19 protein-coding genes and 1 pseudogene are annotated in these 21,338 nt (G+C 70.1%); 8 read left to right on the top strand and 12 right to left on the bottom strand.

Going from position 1 to position 21,338, the window contains the following annotated elements:
- Window positions 1-101 precede the first annotated feature (101 nt).
- The 4 genes and pseudogenes from ABZ928_RS50440 to ABZ928_RS50425 all read right to left on the bottom strand — a co-directional run bounded on the left by ABZ928_RS50440 (window position 102) and on the right by ABZ928_RS50425 (window position 4,633).
- Entirely contained in the window at window positions 102-2,672 is a 2,571-nt protein-coding gene (locus tag ABZ928_RS50440) for a DUF262 domain-containing protein (RefSeq protein WP_361536032.1), read from the bottom strand.
- 169 nt (window positions 2,673-2,841) lie between these two features.
- A pseudogene (locus tag ABZ928_RS50435) lies at window positions 2,842-3,039 on the bottom strand (DUF4246 domain-containing protein); the annotation flags it as partial.
- A gap of 90 nt (window positions 3,040-3,129) precedes the next feature.
- The gene (locus ABZ928_RS50430; protein ID WP_361536030.1) at window positions 3,130-3,777 is read right to left on the bottom strand and encodes a hypothetical protein; all 648 of its coding nucleotides are present in this window, start codon (window positions 3,775-3,777) and stop codon (window positions 3,130-3,132) included.
- A gap of 163 nt (window positions 3,778-3,940) precedes the next feature.
- Window positions 3,941-4,633, bottom strand: a complete 693-nt coding sequence (locus ABZ928_RS50425; protein ID WP_361536028.1) for a TetR/AcrR family transcriptional regulator — start codon at window positions 4,631-4,633, stop codon at window positions 3,941-3,943.
- A 116-nt stretch (window positions 4,634-4,749) separates the two neighbouring features.
- On the opposite strand from ABZ928_RS50425, the gene ABZ928_RS50420 reads away from it, so the two are divergent.
- The 4 genes from ABZ928_RS50420 to ABZ928_RS50405 all read left to right on the top strand — a co-directional run bounded on the left by ABZ928_RS50420 (window position 4,750) and on the right by ABZ928_RS50405 (window position 10,225).
- Entirely contained in the window at window positions 4,750-5,409 is a 660-nt protein-coding gene (locus ABZ928_RS50420; RefSeq protein ID WP_361536026.1) for a TetR/AcrR family transcriptional regulator, read from the top strand.
- 198 nt (window positions 5,410-5,607) lie between these two features.
- A complete protein-coding gene (locus ABZ928_RS50415) occupies window positions 5,608-7,614 on the top strand; it encodes a hypothetical protein (RefSeq protein WP_361536024.1) in 2,007 nt (668 codons plus the stop codon).
- Window positions 7,615-7,671: 57 nt separating this feature from the next.
- A complete protein-coding gene (locus tag ABZ928_RS50410; protein ID WP_361536022.1) occupies window positions 7,672-8,040 on the top strand; it encodes a hypothetical protein in 369 nt (122 codons plus the stop codon).
- A 1-nt stretch (window position 8,041) separates the two neighbouring features.
- Complete coding sequence (locus tag ABZ928_RS50405) at window positions 8,042-10,225, top strand: FG-GAP-like repeat-containing protein (RefSeq protein ID WP_361536020.1); 2,184 nt, start codon at window positions 8,042-8,044, stop codon at window positions 10,223-10,225.
- 83 nt (window positions 10,226-10,308) lie between these two features.
- Here the strand turns inward: ABZ928_RS50405 and ABZ928_RS50400 are convergent, their stop codons facing one another.
- From ABZ928_RS50400 to ABZ928_RS50385, 4 genes are all read right to left on the bottom strand, one after another.
- The gene (locus ABZ928_RS50400) at window positions 10,309-10,668 is read right to left on the bottom strand and encodes a MazG-like family protein (protein ID WP_361536018.1); all 360 of its coding nucleotides are present in this window, start codon (window positions 10,666-10,668) and stop codon (window positions 10,309-10,311) included.
- A 47-nt stretch (window positions 10,669-10,715) separates the two neighbouring features.
- A complete protein-coding gene (locus ABZ928_RS50395) occupies window positions 10,716-11,375 on the bottom strand; it encodes a DUF305 domain-containing protein (RefSeq protein WP_361536016.1) in 660 nt (219 codons plus the stop codon).
- A gap of 73 nt (window positions 11,376-11,448) precedes the next feature.
- The gene (locus ABZ928_RS50390; protein WP_361536014.1) at window positions 11,449-11,901 is read right to left on the bottom strand and encodes a DUF6153 family protein; all 453 of its coding nucleotides are present in this window, start codon (window positions 11,899-11,901) and stop codon (window positions 11,449-11,451) included.
- A gap of 66 nt (window positions 11,902-11,967) precedes the next feature.
- Window positions 11,968-12,534: a DoxX family membrane protein gene (locus ABZ928_RS50385; protein WP_361536012.1), complete on the bottom strand. Its 567-nt coding sequence runs from the start codon at window positions 12,532-12,534 to the stop codon at window positions 11,968-11,970.
- A gap of 132 nt (window positions 12,535-12,666) precedes the next feature.
- Here ABZ928_RS50385 and ABZ928_RS50380 point away from each other — a divergent pair, with 132 nt between their 5' ends.
- Complete coding sequence (locus tag ABZ928_RS50380; protein ID WP_361536010.1) at window positions 12,667-12,993, top strand: nuclear transport factor 2 family protein; 327 nt, start codon at window positions 12,667-12,669, stop codon at window positions 12,991-12,993.
- A gap of 98 nt (window positions 12,994-13,091) precedes the next feature.
- Here ABZ928_RS50380 and ABZ928_RS50375 read toward each other — a convergent pair whose 3' ends face one another.
- On the bottom strand, window positions 13,092-13,805 hold the full coding sequence (locus tag ABZ928_RS50375) for an ABC transporter ATP-binding protein (protein WP_361536008.1): 714 nt from the start codon (window positions 13,803-13,805) through the stop codon (window positions 13,092-13,094).
- 91 nt (window positions 13,806-13,896) lie between these two features.
- Window positions 13,897-15,369, bottom strand: a complete 1,473-nt coding sequence (locus ABZ928_RS50370) for an ABC transporter permease (RefSeq protein WP_361536006.1) — start codon at window positions 15,367-15,369, stop codon at window positions 13,897-13,899.
- Window positions 15,370-15,582: 213 nt separating this feature from the next.
- Between ABZ928_RS50370 and ABZ928_RS50365 the strand changes: the two genes are divergently transcribed.
- Window positions 15,583-16,641, top strand: a complete 1,059-nt coding sequence (locus tag ABZ928_RS50365) for a D-alanyl-D-alanine carboxypeptidase (RefSeq protein WP_361536004.1) — start codon at window positions 15,583-15,585, stop codon at window positions 16,639-16,641.
- Window positions 16,642-16,883: 242 nt separating this feature from the next.
- On the opposite strand, the gene ABZ928_RS50360 is transcribed toward ABZ928_RS50365, so the two are convergent.
- Both ABZ928_RS50360 and ABZ928_RS50355 read right to left on the bottom strand, forming a co-directional pair.
- The gene (locus tag ABZ928_RS50360; protein ID WP_361536002.1) at window positions 16,884-17,645 is read right to left on the bottom strand and encodes an SDR family oxidoreductase; all 762 of its coding nucleotides are present in this window, start codon (window positions 17,643-17,645) and stop codon (window positions 16,884-16,886) included.
- Window positions 17,646-17,719: 74 nt separating this feature from the next.
- Window positions 17,720-18,709 carry a Gfo/Idh/MocA family oxidoreductase gene (locus tag ABZ928_RS50355; protein ID WP_361536000.1) on the bottom strand — a complete coding sequence of 330 codons (990 nt, stop codon included), beginning with the start codon at window positions 18,707-18,709 and terminating at the stop codon, window positions 17,720-17,722.
- An 88-nt stretch (window positions 18,710-18,797) separates the two neighbouring features.
- On the opposite strand from ABZ928_RS50355, the gene ABZ928_RS50350 reads away from it, so the two are divergent.
- Together ABZ928_RS50350 and ABZ928_RS50345 are read left to right on the top strand one after the other, a co-directional pair.
- The gene (locus tag ABZ928_RS50350) at window positions 18,798-20,099 is read left to right on the top strand and encodes a multidrug effflux MFS transporter (RefSeq protein ID WP_361535998.1); all 1,302 of its coding nucleotides are present in this window, start codon (window positions 18,798-18,800) and stop codon (window positions 20,097-20,099) included.
- Window positions 20,051-21,220: a serine hydrolase domain-containing protein gene (locus ABZ928_RS50345; protein WP_361535995.1), complete on the top strand. Its 1,170-nt coding sequence runs from the start codon at window positions 20,051-20,053 to the stop codon at window positions 21,218-21,220. The genes ABZ928_RS50350 and ABZ928_RS50345 overlap by 49 nt, the downstream gene beginning before the upstream one ends.
- The last annotated feature ends 118 nt before the right edge of the window (window positions 21,221-21,338 follow it).

Below are 21,338 nucleotides of genomic sequence, written 5' to 3'. Positions count from 1 at the left end.
GCCACTCTTCCTTCCGATGCTTCCGGACGATCTCTGACTTGCTCTTGCCGCCAGGCCGGGGCCTGCCCGGCAAGAACCGGTCAGGCCCAAGGCCCTTGCACTCAGGCCGTGTTCCGGCTCTCCCAGCGGTCCCGGAACCACGCCAACGCCTCGCCGAGCAACTCGCGGTTGCGGTCGCTCTCCAGTACCGAGAGCCGGAAGCTCGGGTGCAGTTCCAGCTTGCCCTCCGGGATGTCGACGCCTTCCAGGTCGTTGAGGCGCTTGAGGAACTCGAGGCGTAGGACGCGGTCGGTGAACGGTTCCCGGGCGGCCAGGTACTGGAACACCACTTGTGCCGTGCCACCCCGCCCTCCGCCCGGGTAGAGCGTCAGGGGCCAGATGCCGCGGCCCGGGGCGCCTGCCTTCCCGAGCATGAGGAACGCGCTCGTCGTGACCTGGCCCGCCCCGTGGCCGATCCAGCCGCCGAGTTCCTCCCAGCGGGCGAGGAGCGCGCGTACCGCCTCGACTGTCTCCGGGGAGTCGTCCGCCGCGAGCTGGCGGAAGAAGCGGTCGGCGCGGGTTTCCTCGCCCGGAGCGTTCGGCGTGCTTTGCGCGGAGGCCGAGTCCTCGGTCTGGTCATTCGCATCGGCAACCAGCAGTGCGAGGTCGTCAGCGGTGAGGCGTTGTGCGGGATCGGCGGCTCCGGTCACCGTGAAGGCGACACCGTCCGCGGACAGCCGGGAGCGGACGTCGCCGTTCTCGTCCGCTGAGGTCCAGCGGAAGCCGTCCGAGACCTTGCCCTCCGAGGTGAGCACCCGATACGCGTTCGCCACCCCGGGTGTTCCCGCCAGGTGGTTGCCCACCGCCTGGGCGCCGGAGCCGAGGAACGCGGCGAGATCGCCGTATGACGTCCAGGTGCCGTGGGGGAGTGCCGCGAGTACCTGGTGGGCCAGATGCCAGTCCCGGCTGCGTTCCGCGCGGCCGACTCCGCGGAGCGGGGACGGCCACAACGCCACTGCACGGTCGGTGAGTTCGTCGGCGCGGGCCAGGATCTCCTTCGCGCCCCAGCGTTCGGTCGCGGCGATGCGGCGGTTCATCTCCAGGTGGCTGCCATGCAGCAGACCCTGCTTGCGCTCGAAGGGGTGGTTCGACAGTTCCGAGTTGATCGCGGTGAGCGTCAGGTTCCCGAGGGTGTGCTGCAAGCGGGAGTGCAGGTCCTGCGGGTTCTCTCCGTCGGCTGTGTCCTCGTCCAGCATGCGCAGCCACTCGTCGCCGGGCGACTGCGGCATGACGTGCTCGATGGTGAGCCGCGCGGCGGCGAAGTCCACCGGCTCCGGATGCTCGTAGCTCTCCTCAAGCCGTTGCAGCACCATCTTGCGCTGCGGAGCGAGTCCGTACCGGTAGAAGGGTGCCTTCTGGATCTTCTCGCGCAGCTCGTCGTCATCGGGCCAGAACCGGTTGTCGGCGGAGAGCACGTGGTGCAAGCCGTCGGCTACGGGCACATCGAGCGGCAGCTGCGCCGGTACGGCCTGGAAGATCCTGCCGAGGCTGTTCGGCAGCACCCGGCAGATCATCCGGCGTACCAGGAAGCTCTCGATGTACGACAGCGCACGGGCGGTGTCCGCGGAGTCGAGTTCCCCGCGCTGGCGCCGGTCCAGGAGCAGCATCAGCGCGGGGTAGGTGGCCAGGGCCTGCCAGGTGTCCAGGCGGTGCAGATGGGCACGGACCGATGGGTCCGGCTCCTCCTCCGGGTGGAGCAGACGGCGGAAGAGAGCGGCGCTGCGGTGCAGCTCCTTGATGTACGCCTCGATCTCGTCCTCGCGAGCCCCGCCGCGCTCGAAGTGCTGCTGCTGAGCCGCGTACAGGTCCTGGCGGCGTACCCGGTCGTCGCCGTCGAGGACCAGTTGGAGCCACATGAGCAGTTCCAGCTCTTCGTTGCGCAGGCTGTCCTGCAGGGGGAGCCAATAGGTCTCGTAGACGTGCTCACCGCGGGTGGGGAGCTTCATGAACAGGTAGTTGCGCAGCAGGTCGGCCTGGCTGAGCTTGAGCCCGGTGTTGTTGAGGGACTCGAAGATGCGATGCACGTTGTCGCTGCGCTCGGCCGTCACCGCCACCAGGGTCAGCCGGGAGGTGATGGCCTGCTCGATGCGGAACACGTCCTGCGGGGCCGCCGGATCGGCAGCCTCGACCAGCTTGCGGCGGAAGAAGGTGTAGGCCGCGGCGACACTGCCGCCGGTGGCCTGTTCCGTGAGCGGGCCGCGGACATGCGCGGCGAACTGCGGCCGGTCCGCCTGGGTCGGCAGCAGCCGGAAGTGGTCGCTGCCGCTCTTCCGCTTGTTGATCAGGTATTCCTCGTCGATGCGCTCGGCCTCGTCGGGCTGGGCGTCCCTGATGTGATCGCGGATCGCGGCCAGAGCGAGGGAGAGTGTGGTCAGTCTCTGCTGACCGTCGACGACGAGCCAGCGGGGGAACGTCGCCTCGTTCTGCGGAGACGGTGCGAGGACGACGGAGCCCAGGAAATGTGTGTTCGCCTTCTCGCCGCGCTCGATCAGCTCCGCCTGCTCCAGGATGTCGTTCCACAGCTGTCCGAGTTGCTTCTCCGTCCAGGAGTACGTCCGCTGATAAAGCGGTACCTGGAACTGCTGGGCCCTCCCCTGTACGAGATCGGCGAACAGCGTCTCCTTCGCCTGCATCGTGGTCCCCCCTTGGCAGTTGATGCGGTCGTGGCACGTGGGAACGACCATAGGGCTTCCCACTGACAGCCACGGAACGGTCGGGCCACGGTGCGTTCAGTGCTCGCAGAGGGAGAATCCTCGCTCGTAGACCTGCTCGTTGTGTTCGTCGACGACCTCGCGCAGCCGGGATTTCGGCAAGCACGTAACGGACTTGTGCTTCGATGAGGCCCTGGGCGACCGCTTCCCGCGTCCACCTCGTGACGAAGTCGGGATCGTTCATCTTGTCGAACCACCCTGGCTTCGCCCGGATATGGGCGCTGCACTGCATGATCTGAAGTTCCCGCAGGGTTCGGGGTGTTGCGAACGCGGTGCAACGGGACTTCAGCGCACTGACACCGCAGCGGTGGTCAGGCGGAGGTGGCGGCAGTCGGCGGTCGCGCTGTCGCAGAACCGCCGGTGTACCGGCACGCCGGGATCAGTTGGCCAGGGCCATGCGCTCCACGTAGGCGACCTTCACGGACTTGATGTCGGACAGGTCGTGGCCGTCTTCGAGGGTGACGTACTCGTCGAACTCGCCCTTGTCGGCGTCGGTCTTGCCGGCGGCCAGGTGTGTCGTACCGATGTAGGTCTGGCCGACGAAGTCGCCGTCCTCGTCGAAGCCGTTGACGAGGACGGAGTAGTTGGCGGGTTCGTCGCCCTTGTTGGTGATCTTGTAGACGAACTCGTAGGTCGCGTCATCCGAATCGTCGGAATCGCCGTACGCGTCACAGTCGTTGTACGAGAACTCGTCGGTGTCGTCGCAGTCCTCCCCGTCACCGTACGAGTCGCTGTCCCCGGTGACGAGCTTGCCGCCCGAGACCTCGACGTGGTCCATGGGGTCGCCGTCGCCGGCCAGCGCCCACCAGGTGATGCCGCCACCGGCGAGGAGCACGACGGCGGCGGCGCCGGCTATGAGGGCACGCTTGCGCCGACGGCCCTGTGGGGCGGCCCAGGGCAGGGACGTCGTGGGCGGCGCCGGGGGCATCGGAGGGAGCGAGGTCCCCACGAGCTCCGGCTCGGAGATGGCGGACTGGGGTTCCGGCTGCTGAGGCGCCTTGTCGTTCAACTGGTTCTGCCTTGTCATGGGGATCGGGTGGGTCGGGTGTGCGGATGCGGAGGTCTGCACCGGCAAGTAATAGCAGCGTGGCGAGTACGGACGCGGCGCGGACGGCGAACGGGGTCACCGCATTTCCGCGGCTGCCCTCTGACTGCCCTTGCCCTTTGACCGCCCCTACCCCCTGGCTGCCCTACCCTCTGCCTGCCCTGCCCTCTGACTGCCCCTGCCCTCGGACTTCTGGGCGTTCATCCGGGCGGGGGCAGGCCGTCAGGGACGGCAGTACCACCGAGTCCAGATAGTGCAGCAGGAACGACCGGTCCGGCGGCCGGTCCGCCACCAGTGGGCGGGCCACCAGGGCGCCGATCAGGACGTACGGGATGTACTCCAGGGCCGGGCAGCCGGGGTCGACCTCGCCCCGGGACACCGCGCGCCGCAGGATCGACTCCAGGCCCGTGGGGTCCGGGTCGACGACCAGGTCCTGGAGGGCTTGGAGGAGGTCGGGGTGGGTGTGGACGGCGTGGATGAGGCCGCGGACCAAGGCCGTTTCCCTGCGGAGCGACTCGTCGTCGAGGCGTCTCACCATCTCGTGGAAGTCGCCGCGCAGCGACCCGGTGTCGATGTCGCTGATGACGTTGCCCTTGGTCTGGCGCAGCGCCTGGGCGACGAGTTCCGGTTTGCCCGCCCACTGGCGGTAGAGGGTGGCCTTGCTGCACCGGGTGCGGGTCGCGACCGCGTCCATGGTCAGGGCCTCGTATCCGACCTCGCGGAGGAGGTCGAGGACGGTGGCGTAGAGCTCCGCCTCGCGTTCCGGGGTGATGCGGCTGCGACTGCGGCTGCCGCTGCGGCGCGTGCCTGGCGTGATGGCCTGTTCCGTCGCTGTCATCCGCGGCACCTCGTTCGAGCTTCTAACGAAACGGTTTCGTACACATCTACGGTAACCTAGGCTGGCATGAATACGAAACCGTTCTGGTAGCGAAATGGATGGGAGGGGTCACAGGCATGGCAGCCACGTCGTCCGCCCCAGCCGGAGCCCGCGCCGAGGCCCCTGTCCCCGCCAAGGCCCCTGTCCCCGCCAAACCCGGCCGCCCCCGCGACACCACCGCCGACGACCGCATCCTCCGCGCCGTCGTCGACGAGCTCTCCGACCACGGTGTCGCCGGCTTCCGGATCAACAACGTCGCCGCCCGCGCCAAGGTCGCCAAACGCACCCTCTACAGCCGCTGGACCGAGCGCGACGAGCTGATCCTCGCCGGGCTCAACACCCTCGCCCTCGACCTCGTCCCACCCCGCACCGGCAGCCTCGTCGGCGACCTCGACGCCCTCTACGACGACATCGCCGACGCCCTCGACAGCCCGCGCTGGCTCATCGCCGCCCGCTGCTCCTTCGAACTCCCCAACTACCCCGACCTGTACGCCCGGTTCCAGCGCGACTGCATCGACAAACCCCTCGCCGTCGTCGAGGACGTCCTGCGGGACGCCCGGTCGAGAGGTGAACTGCGGCCCGGTATCGACTGCTCCGTCGCCGCCGAGACCTTCACCGGGTCCATCGCGGGGTTCAGTTCACATATCGCACGGCTGCGAGGGGTCAGCGCGTACGGCGTCCGCGGGCACTTCCTCGACATGTTCCTGCAGGGGCTGCATGACGACGCGGGCGAATGACGCGAAGATCGGCATAAGCGGAATCATCCCTGTAACTCGGGCTTTTCAGTTCGATGTCGTATTGACAGTGGCACAGTCCGGGAGTTGAGTCTCCAGCCTGAGCGGGGCGTACCGCGCCCGGCAACGCTCAGGCAGCGGGGGGCCGCCATGGCGCATCATTCGGACGTCGTTCACCGGGCAACTCGGCGCTTACGCACCGTGGTTCGGGCATCGTGGGTCGGCGCGCTCGCCGTGCTGGTCGCGGGGGCAGCGGTTGCAGCGGTGGTCGTGGCACCGCCCGCCGCAGGCGTCCCGGCGCAACTCCCCAGCGGCAGCCCCGCCGCGCAGAGTGCGCTGTGGGTCGTGGCCAGGGCGGACGGCAGTGTGGTGCGCAGTTCCGGACTCACCTGGCTGAACCGGTCGTCCGCCGGGGTCTACGAGGCACGGTTCGGACGGGATGTCAGCGACTGTGTGTTCACGGCGAGCGTCGGCGAACCCGGCAAGGGGGCCGTTCCGCCGGCCGGGCTCGTCTTCACCGCCGGTGGCCATCAGAGCCGGGCCGGGGTGTACGTCGAGACCAAGAACTCCGGGGGCGGACTGACCGACCTGCCCTTCCAGTTGACGGTGGACTGCGCGGGCGGTGACCGGGCCGTCGTCGGGCCCGGTGGGCTGGTGCGGGGGTCGGCCGCGTCGTTCACCCGTTTCGGGGTGGGGCGTTACGAGGTCGTGTTCGGCCATGACGTCAGCGCGTGCGCGTACCGGGTGACCGTGGGGGACCCTGGGGCCGGGCTGGTGTACTACCCCGCGCTGGCGTTCGCGGCGGGCGGGCATCTCGGCCCGTACGGGGTGTACGTCGAGACCAAGAACCTCGGCGGCGGGCTCATGGACGCGCCGTTCCATCTCGCCGTGCACTGCGCCCAGGACCCCCGTACCGGCTACCGGGGCAGCGCGGTCGTCGACGCCGCGGGCGGCCTGGTCCGCGGGGACGGGGTTCGCTCCGCCGCACGGACCGGGACGGGCCGCTACGAGGTGCGCTTCAGCGCGGCCGTCGAGTCCTGCGCACGGGTCGCGTCCATCGCCGATCCCGGGAACGGTCTGGTGTACGCGCCCGGGCTCGTCTTCACCGCGGGCAGCTCCTTCAGCACCACCGGGGTGACGGTCGAGACCCGCACCCCCGACGGCACCCTCTCCGACCGCCCCTTCCACCTGTACGTGGACTGCGGCAAACGCGCCCTGTCCGACGAGAACATCTCGGTCCTCTCCCTCAACCTCCAGGGCACGGACAGCTCGTTCGGCCCGTGGCGGGACCGTCACGGGCGGCTCGCGGCGTGGATGGGTGCCACTCAGACTGTCCCTGACCTGCTGGTTCTCCAGGAGACCCCCGCCAGCAAGTGCTGGTTCCTCGGCGGCTGCGACCCCAAGGACTACGAGGCGGTCTTCGGGCTGATGGCGAGGATCGAGTCGGCCACCGGGGTGCGCTACCGCGCCGCGCTGCTGAGCACCGGCCCGTCCGTGGAGGGCTGGAACCCGCTGTACCAAGGCCGGGCCGTGCTCTACAACCCGCAACGGCTGCGCAACATCACGCCCGTACCCGGCACCCTCGCGATCGGGTCTCCGTACGACAGCCTGCCCCTCACGCCCGCCCCGCGCGCCAGCTACCCCTGCACGAATCCGCCCGCGAACTGGGCCGCGTACTGCGCCCGGGTCGACTCCACCACCCGGGACACCAAGTACTGGGGGCCGCACTGGGCGATCCGGCCGGCCGCGTTCGCGCGGTTCGCGCTCGTGGAGCGCTGGCCGCTCGCCGTCCACTCGGTCGACGTATGGGACGTCCACACCAGCAGCACCGAGCCGGGACCGGACTACGCGCTCATAGCCCAGGCCGTGGACCAGCTCGAACTGGCCGTGCCGCCCGCTCCCGGCGGCCGTCTCTTCCCGCCGGTCCTGGCCGGTGACTTCAACGCCACCCGCAACGACATCGACAACGAGGTCGCCACGGGCACCTTCGCCAAGTACGAGATCGCCGCCTTCCCGCCGGCGCCACCGGCGTCCGACGACGTCGTCGGGATCCTCGTCGGCGAACAGCGCTTCTTCCCGGCACGGTTCGCGGCGTCCGGCACGCACACGAGCTTCCTGCCCACCGGAGGACCGGGCCTGTGCGGCGACCTCCCCAGCAGGTGGAGCGACCACTGCGCCGTCTACACCGAGCTCGCGTCCACCCCCTGAGGGCCCACCCCACTCCCTGAGGGACGAATCCACTTCCTGAGAGACAAGGGGGCGGTCGTGGAGAACACCGAGATCCTCGTCGTGAGCATCGGCTCCGACCCGGGCGAGAACGTAGAGGTAGGCGAGGGCGAGGCCCCCTGGCCCGTCGTCGCCCAGCTCCCCCCGTCGATCACCGTCTACCGCGCCGACGCGAAACACCTCCCCGAACTGTCCGCGCACGGCCGCCTCGCCCTCGCGCGCTCCCCTCAGGGAGAGATCACGAGCAGCGGCGACGACACCCTCCTCCGCCAACTCGACGAAACCGCCCGCCTGTTCGTCGAGGCCTGGAAGGCGGGCCCGAGCAAGAAGTCATCGAGGCCGGGCGACGGCCGGAACTGGGGCGACCCGGAATTCCAGCCGCCCGACCAGAATCCGAACGGAGTGTGAGATGGCAGGAGACTTCGACATCACCGAACGCGCCGTACTCGGAGCGGACGCCGCCCAGCGGGGTGCCGCACCGACCTGGCCCGGCGTGGGACAGACCCTGCACCGGTACGGCAGGGTCAGCGTCGTCGCCGTGCCCGACGGAGCGGCCGCGGCGGCGCCGGGACCCGAGCCCGGCGACACGGACGGCCTCACCGAGGTGGAGCAACTCGGCTTGGCCGCCCTGCGGTTGCGCGAGTCCACCGCGTACCGCACAGCGAAGACCCGCCGCCTGCGGGACGCGGAGCCATGGGACATGCCCGACTGTACGGAGGTCGTACCCCAGCCCGGGCCACCCTCCGCCGCCGCCTCAGCTTCCGCCACCGCCGCCGCGCCGACCAGTTCCTACCTGGAGGGCACCGTCGCGGTCGGCATCGTCATCGTGCAGGGCCCCACCTCCGACCTCCAGTTCTCCAACGACGAGATACTCAAGGTCGTCGCCGAGGTGCAGAACGGGCTCAGCTTCTACCCGACGACCAACCCCATCGCCGGCATCAGCTTCTCCTACGACATCCAGAACGTGGCCGTCACGGTCGCCGCCGACCCCAACGCCCCCGACCTGGAAGCCCTTTGGCGCGACCCCGCGATGGCGGCGATCGGCTACAGCGCCGACTGGGCCGGCGTGAACGCCTACGTCGAGGACCTGCGCACCCGGTTCGGCACCCGCTGGACCTACTGCGGCTTCTTCACCAAGTACCCGCTCAACCACTTCGCGTTCGCGAGCATCGGCGGTCCGCGCGTGGTCATGCAGTACGCCAACGACGGCTGGGGCCCCGACAACATCGACCGCGTCTTCGCCCACGAGACCGGGCACATCTTCGGCTGCCCCGACGAGTACGCCAACAGCAAGTGCGACTGCGGCGGCTCCTGGGGACGGTACGGCCTGGCCAACGGCAACTGCGAGAACTGCGCGGGCGGTGGCGGCGTCGCCTGCCTCATGAAGGCCAACACCTTCGCGGTGTGCGAGTTCACCCCGGGCCACCTCGGCTGGTCACCGCAGCTGCTCGTGCGCAACTACGGCTACGCCGCCGGAGGCTGGCGCGTAGAGAAGCACCCCCGGCTCCTCGGGGACATCACCGCCGACGGACGCCTGGACATCGTCGGCTTCGGCGACGCGGGCGTGTATGTGTCCCCGGGCCATTCCGACGGCCGCTTCGAGACCCCGCGCCGGGTCATCGACAACTTCGGCTACGAGGCCGGTGGTTGGCGAGTGGAGAAGCATCCGCGCTTCCTCGCCGACATCACCGGCGACGGCCGTGCGGACATCGTGGGCTTTGGCTACGACGGGGTGTGGGTGGCTCTGTCCAACGGTGACGGCACCTTCGGGGCGATGACGATGCCGATCGCCAACTTCGGCTACAACGCGGGTGGTTGGCGGGTGGAGAAGCATCCACGCTTCCTCGCCGACATCACTGGAGACGGCCGCGCCGACATCGTCGGCTTCGGCTACGACGGGGTGTGGGTCGCCCTGTCCAACGGCGACGGCACGTTCGGACCCATGACGCTCGCCATCGACAACTTCGGCTACAACGCCGGGGGTTGGCGGGTGGAGCGGCATCCGCGTTTCCTCGCGGACGTGACGGGCGACGGCCGTGCGGACATCGTGGGATTCGGCTACGACGGGGTGTGGGTGGCCCTGTCCAACGGTGACGGAACCTTCCAGCCGATGACCATGCCGATCGCCAACTTCGGTTACAACGCCGGTGGCTGGCGCGTCGAGAAGCATCCGCGTTTCCTCGCGGATGTCACCGGGGACGGGCGCGCTGATGTCGTGGGCTTCGGTGACGACGGGGTGTGGGTGGCCCTGTCGAACGGCGACGGGACCTTCGGGCCGATGACGATGCCGATCGCCAACTTCGCCTACAACGCCGGTGGCTGGCGGGTGGAGAAGCATCCGCGCTTCCTCGCCGACACCACCGGGGACGGCCGCGCTGACGTCGTCGGCTTCGGTGACGCCGGTGTCTGGGTGTCCCGGTCCCTCGGCGCGGGACTCTTCGACCCGCCCGGACGGGTGATCGCCAACTTCGGTTACAACGCCGGGGGCTGGCGCGTCGAGAACCACCCCCGGTTCGTCGCCAACATCACCGGCGACGGCAAGGCCGACGTCCTCGGCTTCGGCGACGCCGGCGTGTGGGTCAACCGCACCTGAGCACGGGACGCGGGGTGACTGGGGCAGACGTAATCTGTCGGCCCCAGTCACTGCCCCAATCACCGCCCCAATCACCGCCCCAATCACCGTTCCAGCGACCGCTCCAGCACCCGCCGAAGATGCCGGTCGAAGACCTCCCGAGTGTCCGGAGTCAGCGTCCGCAGCGCGACGAGCGCCGTGATCACGACATCGCAGAGTTCGGCTTGGACGTCCTCCCAGGTGTGGGTCGTGCCCTTGCGGGGATTCTGACCGGTCGTCCCGATCACCGCCTGGGCGACCTCGCCGACCTCCTCCGAGAGCTTCAACATACGGAGGAGGAGGGGATCCTGGCCGCCGACGGGGTGCTGGGAATCGAGCCAGGCCCACAGGGAGTCGATGCCGCTCCAAAGGTCTGCCGCCGTGAGGTCTGCCGAGAGGTCTGCCGTGGTGTCGCGATCGCTCATGGACGCAGCTTGGCACCCACCACTGACAGCCGTCCCCTCAGCTCAGCTCAGCTCTTGCCGAGGAGTTTGTTCATCTCCTCGATCTCGGCCGTCTGCGCGGTGACGATGTCGCCGGCCATGGCGGTGGCGGCCGCGTACCGGCCCTTCGACTGCTCCGTCTTCGCCATGTCGACGGCACCCTCATGGTGCTCCACCATCAACGTCAGGAACTGCGTGTCGAAGTCCTTCCCGGAGGCCTTCCCCAGCTTCTCCATCTCCGCGTCGTCCATCATGCCGGGCATGGCGGAGCCGGACCCGTGATCCATGCCGGGCATGGACCCCATGTCCTCCGGCACCTCCTCGCCCCAGGACTTCAGCCACCCGGACATCGTCTCGATCTCCGGGTCCTGGGCCTTCTCGATGCGCGCGGCGAGGTCTTTCACCTCGGCGGACGAGGCCCGGTCGGCGGCGAGCTGCGCCATCTCCAGGGCCTGACGGTGATGCGGGATCATGCCCTGCGCGAAGGACACGTCCTGGGCGTTGTGAGCGGCGGCGGTGTCGCCGGACGAGGCCGACGAGGACGACGAGGCCGCCGAACTGTGCCCGCCCCCATGACCGCTGCCACTGCCGCTGTCACTGTCGTCGCCGCCACAGGCCGCGAGGACGAGCGCGGCGGTCACGGTCACCGCCACGAGGGCAGCGCGGCGCGTACGGGTGGTGGTGCTCATGCTTGAACTCCTGCTGGATGAAAGGGATCTGGACATACCGACGCGGCGCACAGCGAGGCGCGCCGGGCCGTGTCTAGATCCGCAGGAGTTGGAGTTCCGCCAAGGACGGAGGTGCGCGAGCGCCGTCCGGGTCCGCGCCGGCGTACCCGCGCGGCGATTCGTCTCGTACGGCGACGGCGACCGGGTCGGGTACCAGCGCGGGCAGGGACGGCCCACCGCTCACCGAGGCCGCCGTACAGGTCGGGTCGGCGTGCGTGACGTGGCCCGAGCCGCAGGAACCCCAGTCGCCGCAGTCGCCGTGCGCGGCGGTCACGGACTCGGCCATGACGGACGTGGCAGACATGGCGGACGCCGCAGCCATGGCTGTCATGGGCGAGCCGTGCGGATGGTCGGCCGCGACCGCCGCCCCCGGAGCCAGGGCATGCATGCCCATGAGCCCCGCCAGCAGAGCCAGCACGAGCAGCACCCGGCACCGCCACAGAGGCGGTCGCGCGGGATGGTGCTCGGGGCCGTTCACGGGGGCCATCCTAGGGGCGGGCCAGGGACCGCCGGTGGGCGCCCTGTGGAAGTCGCGCCCGTGGGACAGCGGACGTCACTCCCCGAACAGCGCCTCCTGCTCGTCGAACAACCCCGCCTGCTCCTCTTTCTCCTTCTCCTGGAGCCGCCGGTTCCGCGCCCCCACGACCACCGCAGTCACCGCGGCCGTGCCCGCGAGGGCCACCGGCACCATCCACCCCCTGTCGAACACGTGCCCGATGGCATGGTCGAGAGAGAGCCGCCCCGGCCCGGAGATCGCCAGCCCCGTCGCGGCCAGGCCGAGCGTCGCGGCGTACTCGTAGCCGCCGCCCTGGTTGAAGAAGCCGTTGGGCGCGTGCACGGTGGCCGCGCCTCCCATCGCACCGGCCGCCGCCGCACCCGCGGCCGGGGTCGCCAGGCCCAGCGCCAGCAGCGTGCCGCCGCCCGCTTCCGCGAGGCCCGCCGCGGTGGCGCTCGCCCGGCCGGGCGAGTAGCCGACGGACTCCATGAACTGGCCGGTCCCCTCGATGCCGTGGCCGCCGAACCAGCCGAACAGCTTCTGCGCGCCGTGCGCGGCCAGCACACCCCCGGTCCCCAGCCGGAGCAGCAGCAGGCCCAGATCACGTCGGTCGTACGTCGTCACGATGGCTCCCGGAGCAGACGGCAACAACAACCCCTCCCGCGTTTCCACCGTCGCACCCCTGGCACCCGTCGGTGTCGCCCAGGCCCGCCGTTCGGGTGGCGTGGCTCGGGCGGCGGTGTGAGTCTGGCTGGCATGACGATTCAGACGTCCAAACTCAGCGACCCGGCCGTCCGCGCCTTCGTCGGTGCCGTCAACGCCCACGACCGCGACGGCTTCATGGCGCTGCTCACGCCCGGCGCGACCATGTCGGACGACGGTTCCGACCGCGACCTCTCCGAGTGGATCGACCGTGAGATCTTCACCTCCCACGGCCACATGGAGGTCGACAACGAGTCCCGCGGCGGCCGTGACCTCATCGCCCGCTACAGCAACGACACCTGGGGCGAGATGCGCACCAAGTGGCACTTCGACATCGAGGACGACGGCCGGATCTCCCGCTTCGAAACGGGTCAGGCGTAGCCGCTCACCATGAGCGGCTACGCCTGTTCTCAGAGGTGCGGGACCGTCTAAGTACTGCCTAGTACTGCCTAGTACTGCCTAGTACTGCCTAGTACTGCCTAGTACTGCGCGTACGACTGCTGCGGGTGCTGCCGCTGGTGCTGCTCGGTCAACGTGATCTGCCCCGCCTTGATGGTCGCCAGCCGCGGCGCCCGCTTGGCGATCGACGAGTCGTGCGTGACCAGGATGAACGTCAGCCCGTACTCGTGCCACAGGCCTTCCAGCAGGCCCATGATGTCGTCCCGAGTGCCCTCGTCGAGGTTGCCCGTGGGCTCGTCGGCGAGGAGAACCTTCGGCTTCTTCACCAGCGCACGGGCGATGGCGACCCGCTGCTGCTGACCACCCGACAGCTCGGACGGCGCGTGCGCGAGACGCTCGCCGAGGCCCACGGACCGCAGCGCCTCCGCCGCCCGCTCACGCCGCTCGGCGGGCTTGACGCCGAGCGGGACGAGGGCCGTCTCGACGTTCTCCTGAGCCGTCAGCGTCGGGATGAGGTTGAAGGACTGGAAGATGATGCCGATCTTCTCGGCCCGCAGCCGCGTCAGCTTCGCCTCGCTGATCTTCGCGAGGTCCACGCCGTCCAGCTCGACACTGCCCTCGGTCGGCCGGTCGAGCCCGCCGATCATCTGGAGCAGGGTCGACTTGCCGCCGCCCGTGGGGCCCTGGATGACGAGCTGGTCGCCGTCCTCGATGGTGAGGTCGATGCCGCGCAGCGCCTCGACCGTCTCCTTGCCGCGCGAGTAGCGCTTGGTGACGCCGGTCAGTCTGTACATGGGGTGCTCTCCGTAAGTAAGGGGGACGGGGTGCCGCGGCCCGGGGGGAACGGTCGCGGCACCCCAGCTCAAGGGGCTGGACCCGAAGGCCCTACGACACGCTGCGCAGCGCGTCCGCAGGCCGCATCCGCGAGGCCCGCCAGCCGCCCATCGCGCCGGCGATCAGACCGCCGGTCACCGCCAGGCCCACCGCGAGGGCGATGGTGGTCAGCGAGACGGGCGCGGAGAGCGCGATCTCCATGGTGTTCTGCGTGGACTGCTGGCCCGGACCGCCACCGCCGGGGCCGCCGCCCATGCCGCCGCCACCGCCGCCGGTGTTGCCGAGCTGAGCGGTCAGCTTCGGGCTGATCGCGGTGACCGCGTAGGCCGCCGCGAGGCCCAGGCCGATGCCGAGGGCACCGCCGAGGAGGCCGTTGACCATGGACTCGCCGACGACCTGCCGGGTCACCCGGCGGCTCGGCCAGCCGAGCGCCTTCAGCGTGCCGAACTCACGCACCCGGCGAGACACGGCGGAGGAGGTCAGCAGCGCGGCGACCAGGAAGGCGGCCGCGAGCACCGCGATGGACAGCCACTTGCCGACGCTGGTGGCGAGGTTCGAGGCGGTGGAGAGCGAGCCGGAGACGGTCTCCGCGAGGTCCGCCGAGGTCGTCACCGTCGTACCGGAGATGTTCTTCTGGATGGTCGACTTGACCGAGTCGATCTGCTTGGAGTCGGTCGCCTTGACGTAGATCGTGGTGACCTGGTTCTTGGCGTCGGCCAGCGTCTGGGCCTGCTTCAGGGGCAGGTAGACGTCGGTGGTGGACTCGCTGCTGGAGGCCGTCGCGATACCGATGATCGTGTACTTGGTGCCGGAGATCTTGAAGGTCTTGCCGACCTTGTACGAGTTCTCCTTGGCGTACGACTTGCTGAGCACCGCGACCTTCGCGTTGGTCTGCGCGGCCGTGAAGGTCTTGCCGGAGGTGATCTCCATGCCGGCCAGCGGGCCGAGGGTCTGGTCGGTGACGTCGACGCCGGCGACCGAGTAGGAGTTCACGTCGAAGGAGGCGCCGCCGCCCTGCACCTGGGGGGCCGCCGTGCTGTTGCCGCCGCTGCCGCCGCCGGGTCCGCCCTGGCCCTGGCTGCTGCTGCCGGTGGTGGACTGGGCCTTGCCCTGGGTGAAGGAGCCGTCGACCTTGGTGACGTTGAGGGTGATCGCGCCGACCGCGTTGGCGACGCCGTCCTGCTTCGCGACCTTGGCGACGAGCGCGGCCTTGAGGGCCTGGCCGCCCTGCGTCATCACACGGTCGGAGCTCTGCGTCTCGTCGCTGTCGTTGGACTTGGCGTCGAACTCGAAGTTCGGTCTGCCGGAGCTGTTGTCGGTGGGCGCCGAGCGCGCCTTGGTCACCGTCATGTCCGTGCCGAGGCCGTACAGCGACTTCAGGACCTTGTCCTGAGCCTGAGTCATACCGGCCGACACCGAGTTGACGGTGATGACCAGCGCGATACCGAGCGCCAGACCCAGTGCGATGACCAGAGCCGCCTTCTTGCGCCGGCCCAGCTCGCGCTTGAGATAGATGCCAAACATCCCGTTCCTCAGAGGTTCTTGGCGCCCGCTGTGGGCGCGGGCTCAAATTAGGGACGAACCTTTGAGCAGGGCTGAGTAAAGGATGTGCAAGGACTGAGAAAGCGGGATCCCGGATCAGAAATGGGTAAGACAGCTGATTCCTAAGCTGCGGAGGGCGTATTGCCAGGAACCCGCTGTTGGGTGGGGCCTTACTTTGCGAGGAGCACTCTTTCTTTGAATTCCCTGTCCAGACGGTCCCTGCTGGCCCTCACGGCGGCTGCCCCGCTGGTCACAGCGGCCGCTCCCGCGTCCGGCATTCCCAAGAACCTCACGGCCCGTGCCTGGCTGGTCGCCGATCACGACAGCGGTGAGATCCTCGCCGCCCACCGCGCACATACGCGACTCGCGCCCGCGTCCACGCTGAAAATGCTGTTCGCCGTCACGGTCCTGCCGAAATTCGCCCGCACCGAACGCCACAAGGTGACGGCCGCCGACCTCGCCGGAATCCCGGCGGGCTCCAGCCTCGTCGGCGTCAGGGCCGGAATCACGTACACCGTCGAGCAGTTGTGGCAGGGCGTCTTCCTGCGCTCCGGCAACGACGCCGTGCACGTCCTCGCCCACATGAACGGCGGCATCGAGGCGACGGTCGCCGAGATGCAGGCCAAGGCGGCGGACCTCCAGGCCCGGGACACCCATGTCGCCAGTCCCGACGGCTTCGACCACAAAGGGCAGTTGTCGTCCGCGTACGACCTCACGCTCTTCGCCCGCCACGGCCTCAAGAACGCCGACTTCCGCGCGTACTGCGCCACGAAGACGGCCGACTTCCCGGCGTCGGCGAGCGGGAAGAAGACCTTCCAGATCCAGAACACCGACCGTCTGCTGACGGGCTCGTACGGTGTGAAGACGTACGACGGTCTCATCGGCGTGAAGAACGGCTACACCAGCAACGCCGGCAACACCTTCACCGGCGCCGCCACCCGCGACGGCCGCACCCTCCTGGTGACGGTCCTGCACCCCGACAGCGGCAACAACGCCGTGTACGAGGAGACCGCGCGACTGCTCGACTGGGGCTTCGGGGAAGGGAGTTCGGTGTCGCCGGTGGGGCGGTTGGCGGCTCCCCTGAGCGAGGCGAGCGCGAGCCCGTCGCCGACGAAGGAGGCGGTCCAAGGCGCGGCGGGCGCGGCGGGTGTCGCCGCGCAAGGGCCCTCGCCGTGGCGGCTGCTCGAAGGGGCGGCCGGGACACTGGCGTTGGTCGCCGGAGGGACGTACGCGCTGCGCAGGCGCCGGAGTTGATGCGTGCGGCAGCCGTTCCACCCGCCGGTGTGTCCTCCGCGGTCCCACGCGGAGTCCACCCCCAACCGGCTCGGTGGAACGGCTGCCGTCTCCCCCCTCGGTTTGGTCTGCGGAAGCTCACTGCTCCAAGTGTGAAGTTCTGGTGGAGGAGATGTAGAGCATAAGGCCGTCACCGGCCCGGATGGAGCGGAGATTCATATTCCGCTTGTGCAGATTGAGCCCTCAACCGCTCCTCGACGGCCTCAGCCACGCCCCACGTACGGCATCGCCGTCGCCAGTACGGTCGCGAACTGCACGTTCGCCGCCAACGGCAGCTCCGCCATGTGCCGCACCGTGCGCGCCACATCCGCCACATCCATCACCGGCTCGGGCGCGACCTCCCCGTTGGCCTGCAACGCACCGGTCTGCATCCGTGCCGTCATGTCGGTCGCCGCGTTCCCGATGTCGATCTGCCCGACCGCGATGCCGTACGGCCGCCCGTCCAGGGACAGTGACTTGGTGAGCCCGGTCAGCGCGTGCTTGGTCGCCGTGTAGGCCACGGAGTGCGGACGCGGAGTATGGGCGGAGATGGACCCGTTGTTGATGATCCGCCCGCCCTGCGGCTCCTGCTCCTTCATCTGCCGGTACGCCGCCTGCGCGCACAGGAACGCCCCGTTGAGGTTGGTGTCCACCACATGCCGCCAGGCGTCGTACGGCAGCTCCTCCACCGGCACCCCGCCTGGCCCGAACGTCCCCGCGTTGTTGAACAGCAGGTCCACCCGCCCGAACCGCTCCACGGTCGCGGCGAACAGCGCGGCCACGTCCTCAGGGCGCGCCACATCCGTGCGTACGACGAGGGCGGCGCCCTCGGGTACGAGCGCCGCCGTCTCCTCCAGCGTCCCCGGCTTGCGCCCCGCCAGCGCCACCGACCAGCCGGCCCGCAGCAGCTCCACGGCGACGGCCCGCCCGATGCCCGAACCGGCGCCGGTCACGACGGCGATCCTTGATCCATGCTCCTCAGTCATGACATCGGAGGGTAGGAGGTATATCCGCGATGCGGAACGGGCTATCCGCTATGTGGATGCCTTATGTGGATGTCCTACTCGCCCGGGTAACGGACCCCCACCCGCTCCCGCACCGCGTCCAGCGTCCGCATCACCGCGAGCGTGCCCCCCAGCGGCACGAGCGGCGACTCGGTCTCCCCGGCCCGCACCGCCCGCATGACCTCGACGGCCTCGTGCTTGAGGCTGTTGCGGGGCCCGGCCTCGGCCTTGAACTCCTCGGGGTCACGGCCGTCCCGGTGCAGCACGAACCGGTCCGGGAAGAAGAAGCCGTACGGCACGTCGATGCGGCCCAGCGAACCGGTGACCGACGCCGACGTCGCCGTACCGCCGATGATCGAGCAGTGCACCGACGCGAGCGCGCCGCTGTCCCAGGAGAGCAGGGCGCCCGTCTGGAGGTCGACGCCCTCGTCGGAGAGGGTGGCGCGGGCGGTGATGTCGGACGGTTCGCCGAGCAGCAGGTGGGCGAAGGAGACCGGGTAGACGCCGAGGTCCAGGAGGGCGCCGCCGCCCTGGGCGGGGTCGCGGAGGCGGTGGCTGGGCGGGAAGGGGCCGGCGAGTCCGAAGTCGGCCTGGACGCTGCGGATCTCGCCGATCGCGCCGTCGTCCACCAGCGCCTTGAGCTGCCGTATGAGGGGATTGCAGTACATCCACATCGCTTCCATCAGGAAGCTTCCGCGCTCGCGCGCCAGCCCGACCAGTTCCTCGGCCTCGCGGGCGTTGAGGGTGAAGGCCTTCTCGCAGAGCACGTTCCGCCCGGCCTCCAGGCAGAGGCCGGCGGCCGCCCGGTGTGCCGAGTGCGGGGTGGCGACGTAGACGACATCGATGTCCGCGTCCTCGGCGAGCGCGCCCCACTCGCCGTAGGCCCGCTCGATCCCGAAGCGTTCGGCGAACGCCTTCGCGGACTCCTCGCTCCGCGAGGCCACCGCCACGACCTCGGCGTCCGGCAGGTCCACGAGATCCGCGGTGAACGCCGCCGCGATCCCGCCGGTCGCCAGGATCCCCCAGCGCACGCTCTGCTCCGTCATGCCGGCCCCTGCCCTCGCTCTGGTGACGCTCGCCACTGTGTACGAGCTGAGAGCATAGGTGGCGGATCCGACGCGGAGGGAGGGGCACATGCCCGACAGCGGGGCATCGACACCGGACCTGGAACAGGCGGCCGCGACTCAGGAAGAGGAGCGGCCGCCCACTCGTGCCGCCCGCCGCACCGGCTGGCTCGTCACCCTCACCCTCGGCGGTCTGACGGCCACGCCCCCGCTGGCGATGGACATGTACCTCCCCTCGCTCCCCGAGGTCACCGACGCCCTGCACGCCCCCGCCGCGACCGTCCAGCTCACCCTCACCGCCTGTCTGCTCGGCATGGCCCTCGGCCAGCTCGTGGTCGGCCCGATGAGCGACCGCTGGGGCCGCCGCCGCCCGCTCCTCGCGGGCCTCGCGGTCTACGTCGTCGCCACCGCCCTCTGCGCGGTGGCACCCAACGTCGAGACCCTGGTCGCCTTCCGCCTCACCCAGGGACTCGCGGGCTCCGCCGGGATCGTCATCGCGCGGGCCGTCGTCCGCGACCTCTACGACGGTGACGCCATGGCCCGCTTCTTCTCCACGCTGATGCTGATCGGCGGGGTCGCCCCGATCGTCGCGCCGCTCATCGGCGGCCAGATCCTCCGGGTGACCGACTGGCGGGGCGTGTTCGTGGTCCTGACGGTGGTGGGCGCGCTGCTCGCGGCCCTCGTCTGGTTCCGGCTCCCCGAGACCCTTCCCGAGGCCGACCGGCACGCCGGCGGTGTGGGGGAGGCCCTGCGCTCGATGCGGGCGCTCCTCGCGGACCTCCCCTTCAGCGGCTTCATGCTGGCCGGCGGCTTCGCCTTCGCCGCGCTGTTCGCCTACATATCGGCCTCGCCGTTCGTGATCCAGGAGATCTACGGGGCCTCGCCGCAGACGTTCAGCCTGCTGTTCGGGATCAACTCGGTGGGCCTGGTGGCGGTCGGCCAGCTCAACGGCAAGGTCCTGGTGGGCCGGGTCAGCCTGGAGAAGGTCCTGGGGGCCGGGCTGGCGGTCGTGATCACCGCGGCGACCGCACTGCTCCTGATGTCCCTGGGCGTCTTCGGCGAGGCGGGCCTGCTCCCGGTGGCGGCGGCCCTCTTCGTGCTGATGTCGGCGATGGGCCTCACCCTCCCCAACGCCCAGTCCCTCGCCCTCCTGCGCACCAAGCACTCCGCGGGCTCGGCGTCCGCGCTGCTCGGCACGTCCTCGTTCCTCGTCGGAGCGGTCGCCTCGCCGCTGGTGGGGATCGCGGGAGAGGACACGGCCGTCCCCATGGCGGTCGTCCAGCTCGTGTCGGCACTGGTAGCGCTTGCCTGTTTCATGGGAATGTGCCGTCCTTGGAACAGACGTGCGAGCGTGGAGGGAGCAGAGAGCTGAGCGCGCCGAGACTGCGCAGCGACACAGCGGAACGGGCCGGGCTCGACCCCGGAGAGCTCGACCAGCTGATCCAGGACGCCCACGACCTCACCACCGGCGACCGCCCCTGGGCGGCGGGCGTCGTCCTCGTCGCCGGGCGCGGACCCGTGATCGCGGTCGAGGAGGCGGCGGGCTGGGCGGTCCGGTACGCGTCCTACGACCCCGAGACCGACACGGGCGTGGAACTGCCGGCCCGGTCCCGTGTCCCGATGACCGTCGACACCCCCTTCGACCTCGCCTCCCTCACCAAGCTGTTCACGGCGGTCGCCGCGATCCAGCAGATCGAACGCGGCACGCTCGGCATCGACGCGCGCGTGGGGGCGTACCTGCCGGACTTCCAGGCGGCGGCGCGGCACGGGGTGACGGTGCGGGAGCTGCTCACGCACACGTCGGGACTGCGCCCCGAACTCCCGCTGTACGACTGCGCCGACGACGAGGAACGACTGAGGCTGCTCCGCGCCGAGGCCCCCATCGGCGTGCCCGGCACCTACACCTACTCCGACCTCAACCTGCTCCTCCTCCAGCACGTCCTGGAACGCATCACCGGCCGCGGCCTCGACAACCTTGTCCACGACGGCATCACGCGCCCGCTGGGCATGACGGCGACCCGCTTCGGCCCCTGCCCCGGAGCGGCGGCCACGGAGTGCCAACGGCGGCCCTGGGCCAAGGCGGACCGGGGGATGCTGCGGGGTGTGGTCCACGACGAGAACGCGTGGGCGCTGGGCGGCGTGGCCGGTCACGCGGGCCTGTTCTCGACCGGCCGCGACCTGGCGGTCTTCTGCCGCACCCTCCTGGCCGGCGGCTCCTACGGCCCCGCCCGCATCCTCGGCCCGGACTTCGTGGAGCTGCTGCTGACCCCGCCGGGCCTGGGCTTCGCGATCGACCAGCCGTGGTTCATGGGGGAGCTGGCGGGGCGAGGAGCGGCGGGGCATACGGGATTCACGGGCACGTCGCTCGTCCTGGACCGCGAGACGGACACGTTCCTGGTGCTCCTGGCGAACACGGTCCACCCCCGGAGACGCCCGGCGGACAGCAGACCGAGGGCGGAGGCGGCGACGAGGGTGGCGCGGGCGGTGCGGTGACCGGGCCGTGCTCGGCGGGAAGTTTTCTCGCCCCCGCCGCCCCTACCCGTCCCATCCTTCTGGGGCTCCGCCCCAGACCCCGCTCCTCAAACGCCGGAGGGGCTGGGTTTTTCAGCCC

Origin of the sequence: Streptomyces sp. NPDC046909, assembly GCF_040644695.1 — a bacterium.
GTDB lineage: Bacteria > Actinomycetota > Actinomycetes > Streptomycetales > Streptomycetaceae > Streptomyces.
This window is presented reverse-complemented; position numbering and strand designations above follow the sequence as displayed.

Bases quoted from the DNA above. Each gene is read 5' to 3' on its own strand.
- ABZ928_RS50370 (WP_361536006.1), bottom strand. From the start codon at position 15,369: ATGTTTGGCATCTATCTCAAGCGCGAGCTGGGCCGGCGCAAGAAGGCG.
- ABZ928_RS50425 (WP_361536028.1), bottom strand. From the start codon at position 4,633: ATGACAGCGACGGAACAGGCCATCACGCCAGGCACGCGCCGCAGCGGC.
- ABZ928_RS50440 (WP_361536032.1), bottom strand. From the start codon at position 2,672: ATGCAGGCGAAGGAGACGCTGTTCGCCGATCTCGTACAGGGGAGGGCC.
- ABZ928_RS50360 (WP_361536002.1), bottom strand. From the start codon at position 17,645: ATGACTGAGGAGCATGGATCAAGGATCGCCGTCGTGACCGGCGCCGGT.
- ABZ928_RS50420 (WP_361536026.1), top strand. From the start codon at position 4,750: ATGGCAGCCACGTCGTCCGCCCCAGCCGGAGCCCGCGCCGAGGCCCCT.
- ABZ928_RS50395 (WP_361536016.1), bottom strand. From the start codon at position 11,375: ATGAGCACCACCACCCGTACGCGCCGCGCTGCCCTCGTGGCGGTGACC.
- ABZ928_RS50390 (WP_361536014.1), bottom strand. From the start codon at position 11,901: ATGGCCCCCGTGAACGGCCCCGAGCACCATCCCGCGCGACCGCCTCTG.
- ABZ928_RS50350 (WP_361535998.1), top strand. From the start codon at position 18,798: ATGCCCGACAGCGGGGCATCGACACCGGACCTGGAACAGGCGGCCGCG.
- ABZ928_RS50430 (WP_361536030.1), bottom strand. From the start codon at position 3,777: ATGACAAGGCAGAACCAGTTGAACGACAAGGCGCCTCAGCAGCCGGAA.
- ABZ928_RS50380 (WP_361536010.1), top strand. From the start codon at position 12,667: ATGACGATTCAGACGTCCAAACTCAGCGACCCGGCCGTCCGCGCCTTC.
- ABZ928_RS50400 (WP_361536018.1), bottom strand. From the start codon at position 10,668: ATGAGCGATCGCGACACCACGGCAGACCTCTCGGCAGACCTCACGGCG.
- ABZ928_RS50405 (WP_361536020.1), top strand. From the start codon at position 8,042: ATGGCAGGAGACTTCGACATCACCGAACGCGCCGTACTCGGAGCGGAC.
- ABZ928_RS50375 (WP_361536008.1), bottom strand. From the start codon at position 13,805: ATGTACAGACTGACCGGCGTCACCAAGCGCTACTCGCGCGGCAAGGAG.
- ABZ928_RS50355 (WP_361536000.1), bottom strand. From the start codon at position 18,709: ATGACGGAGCAGAGCGTGCGCTGGGGGATCCTGGCGACCGGCGGGATC.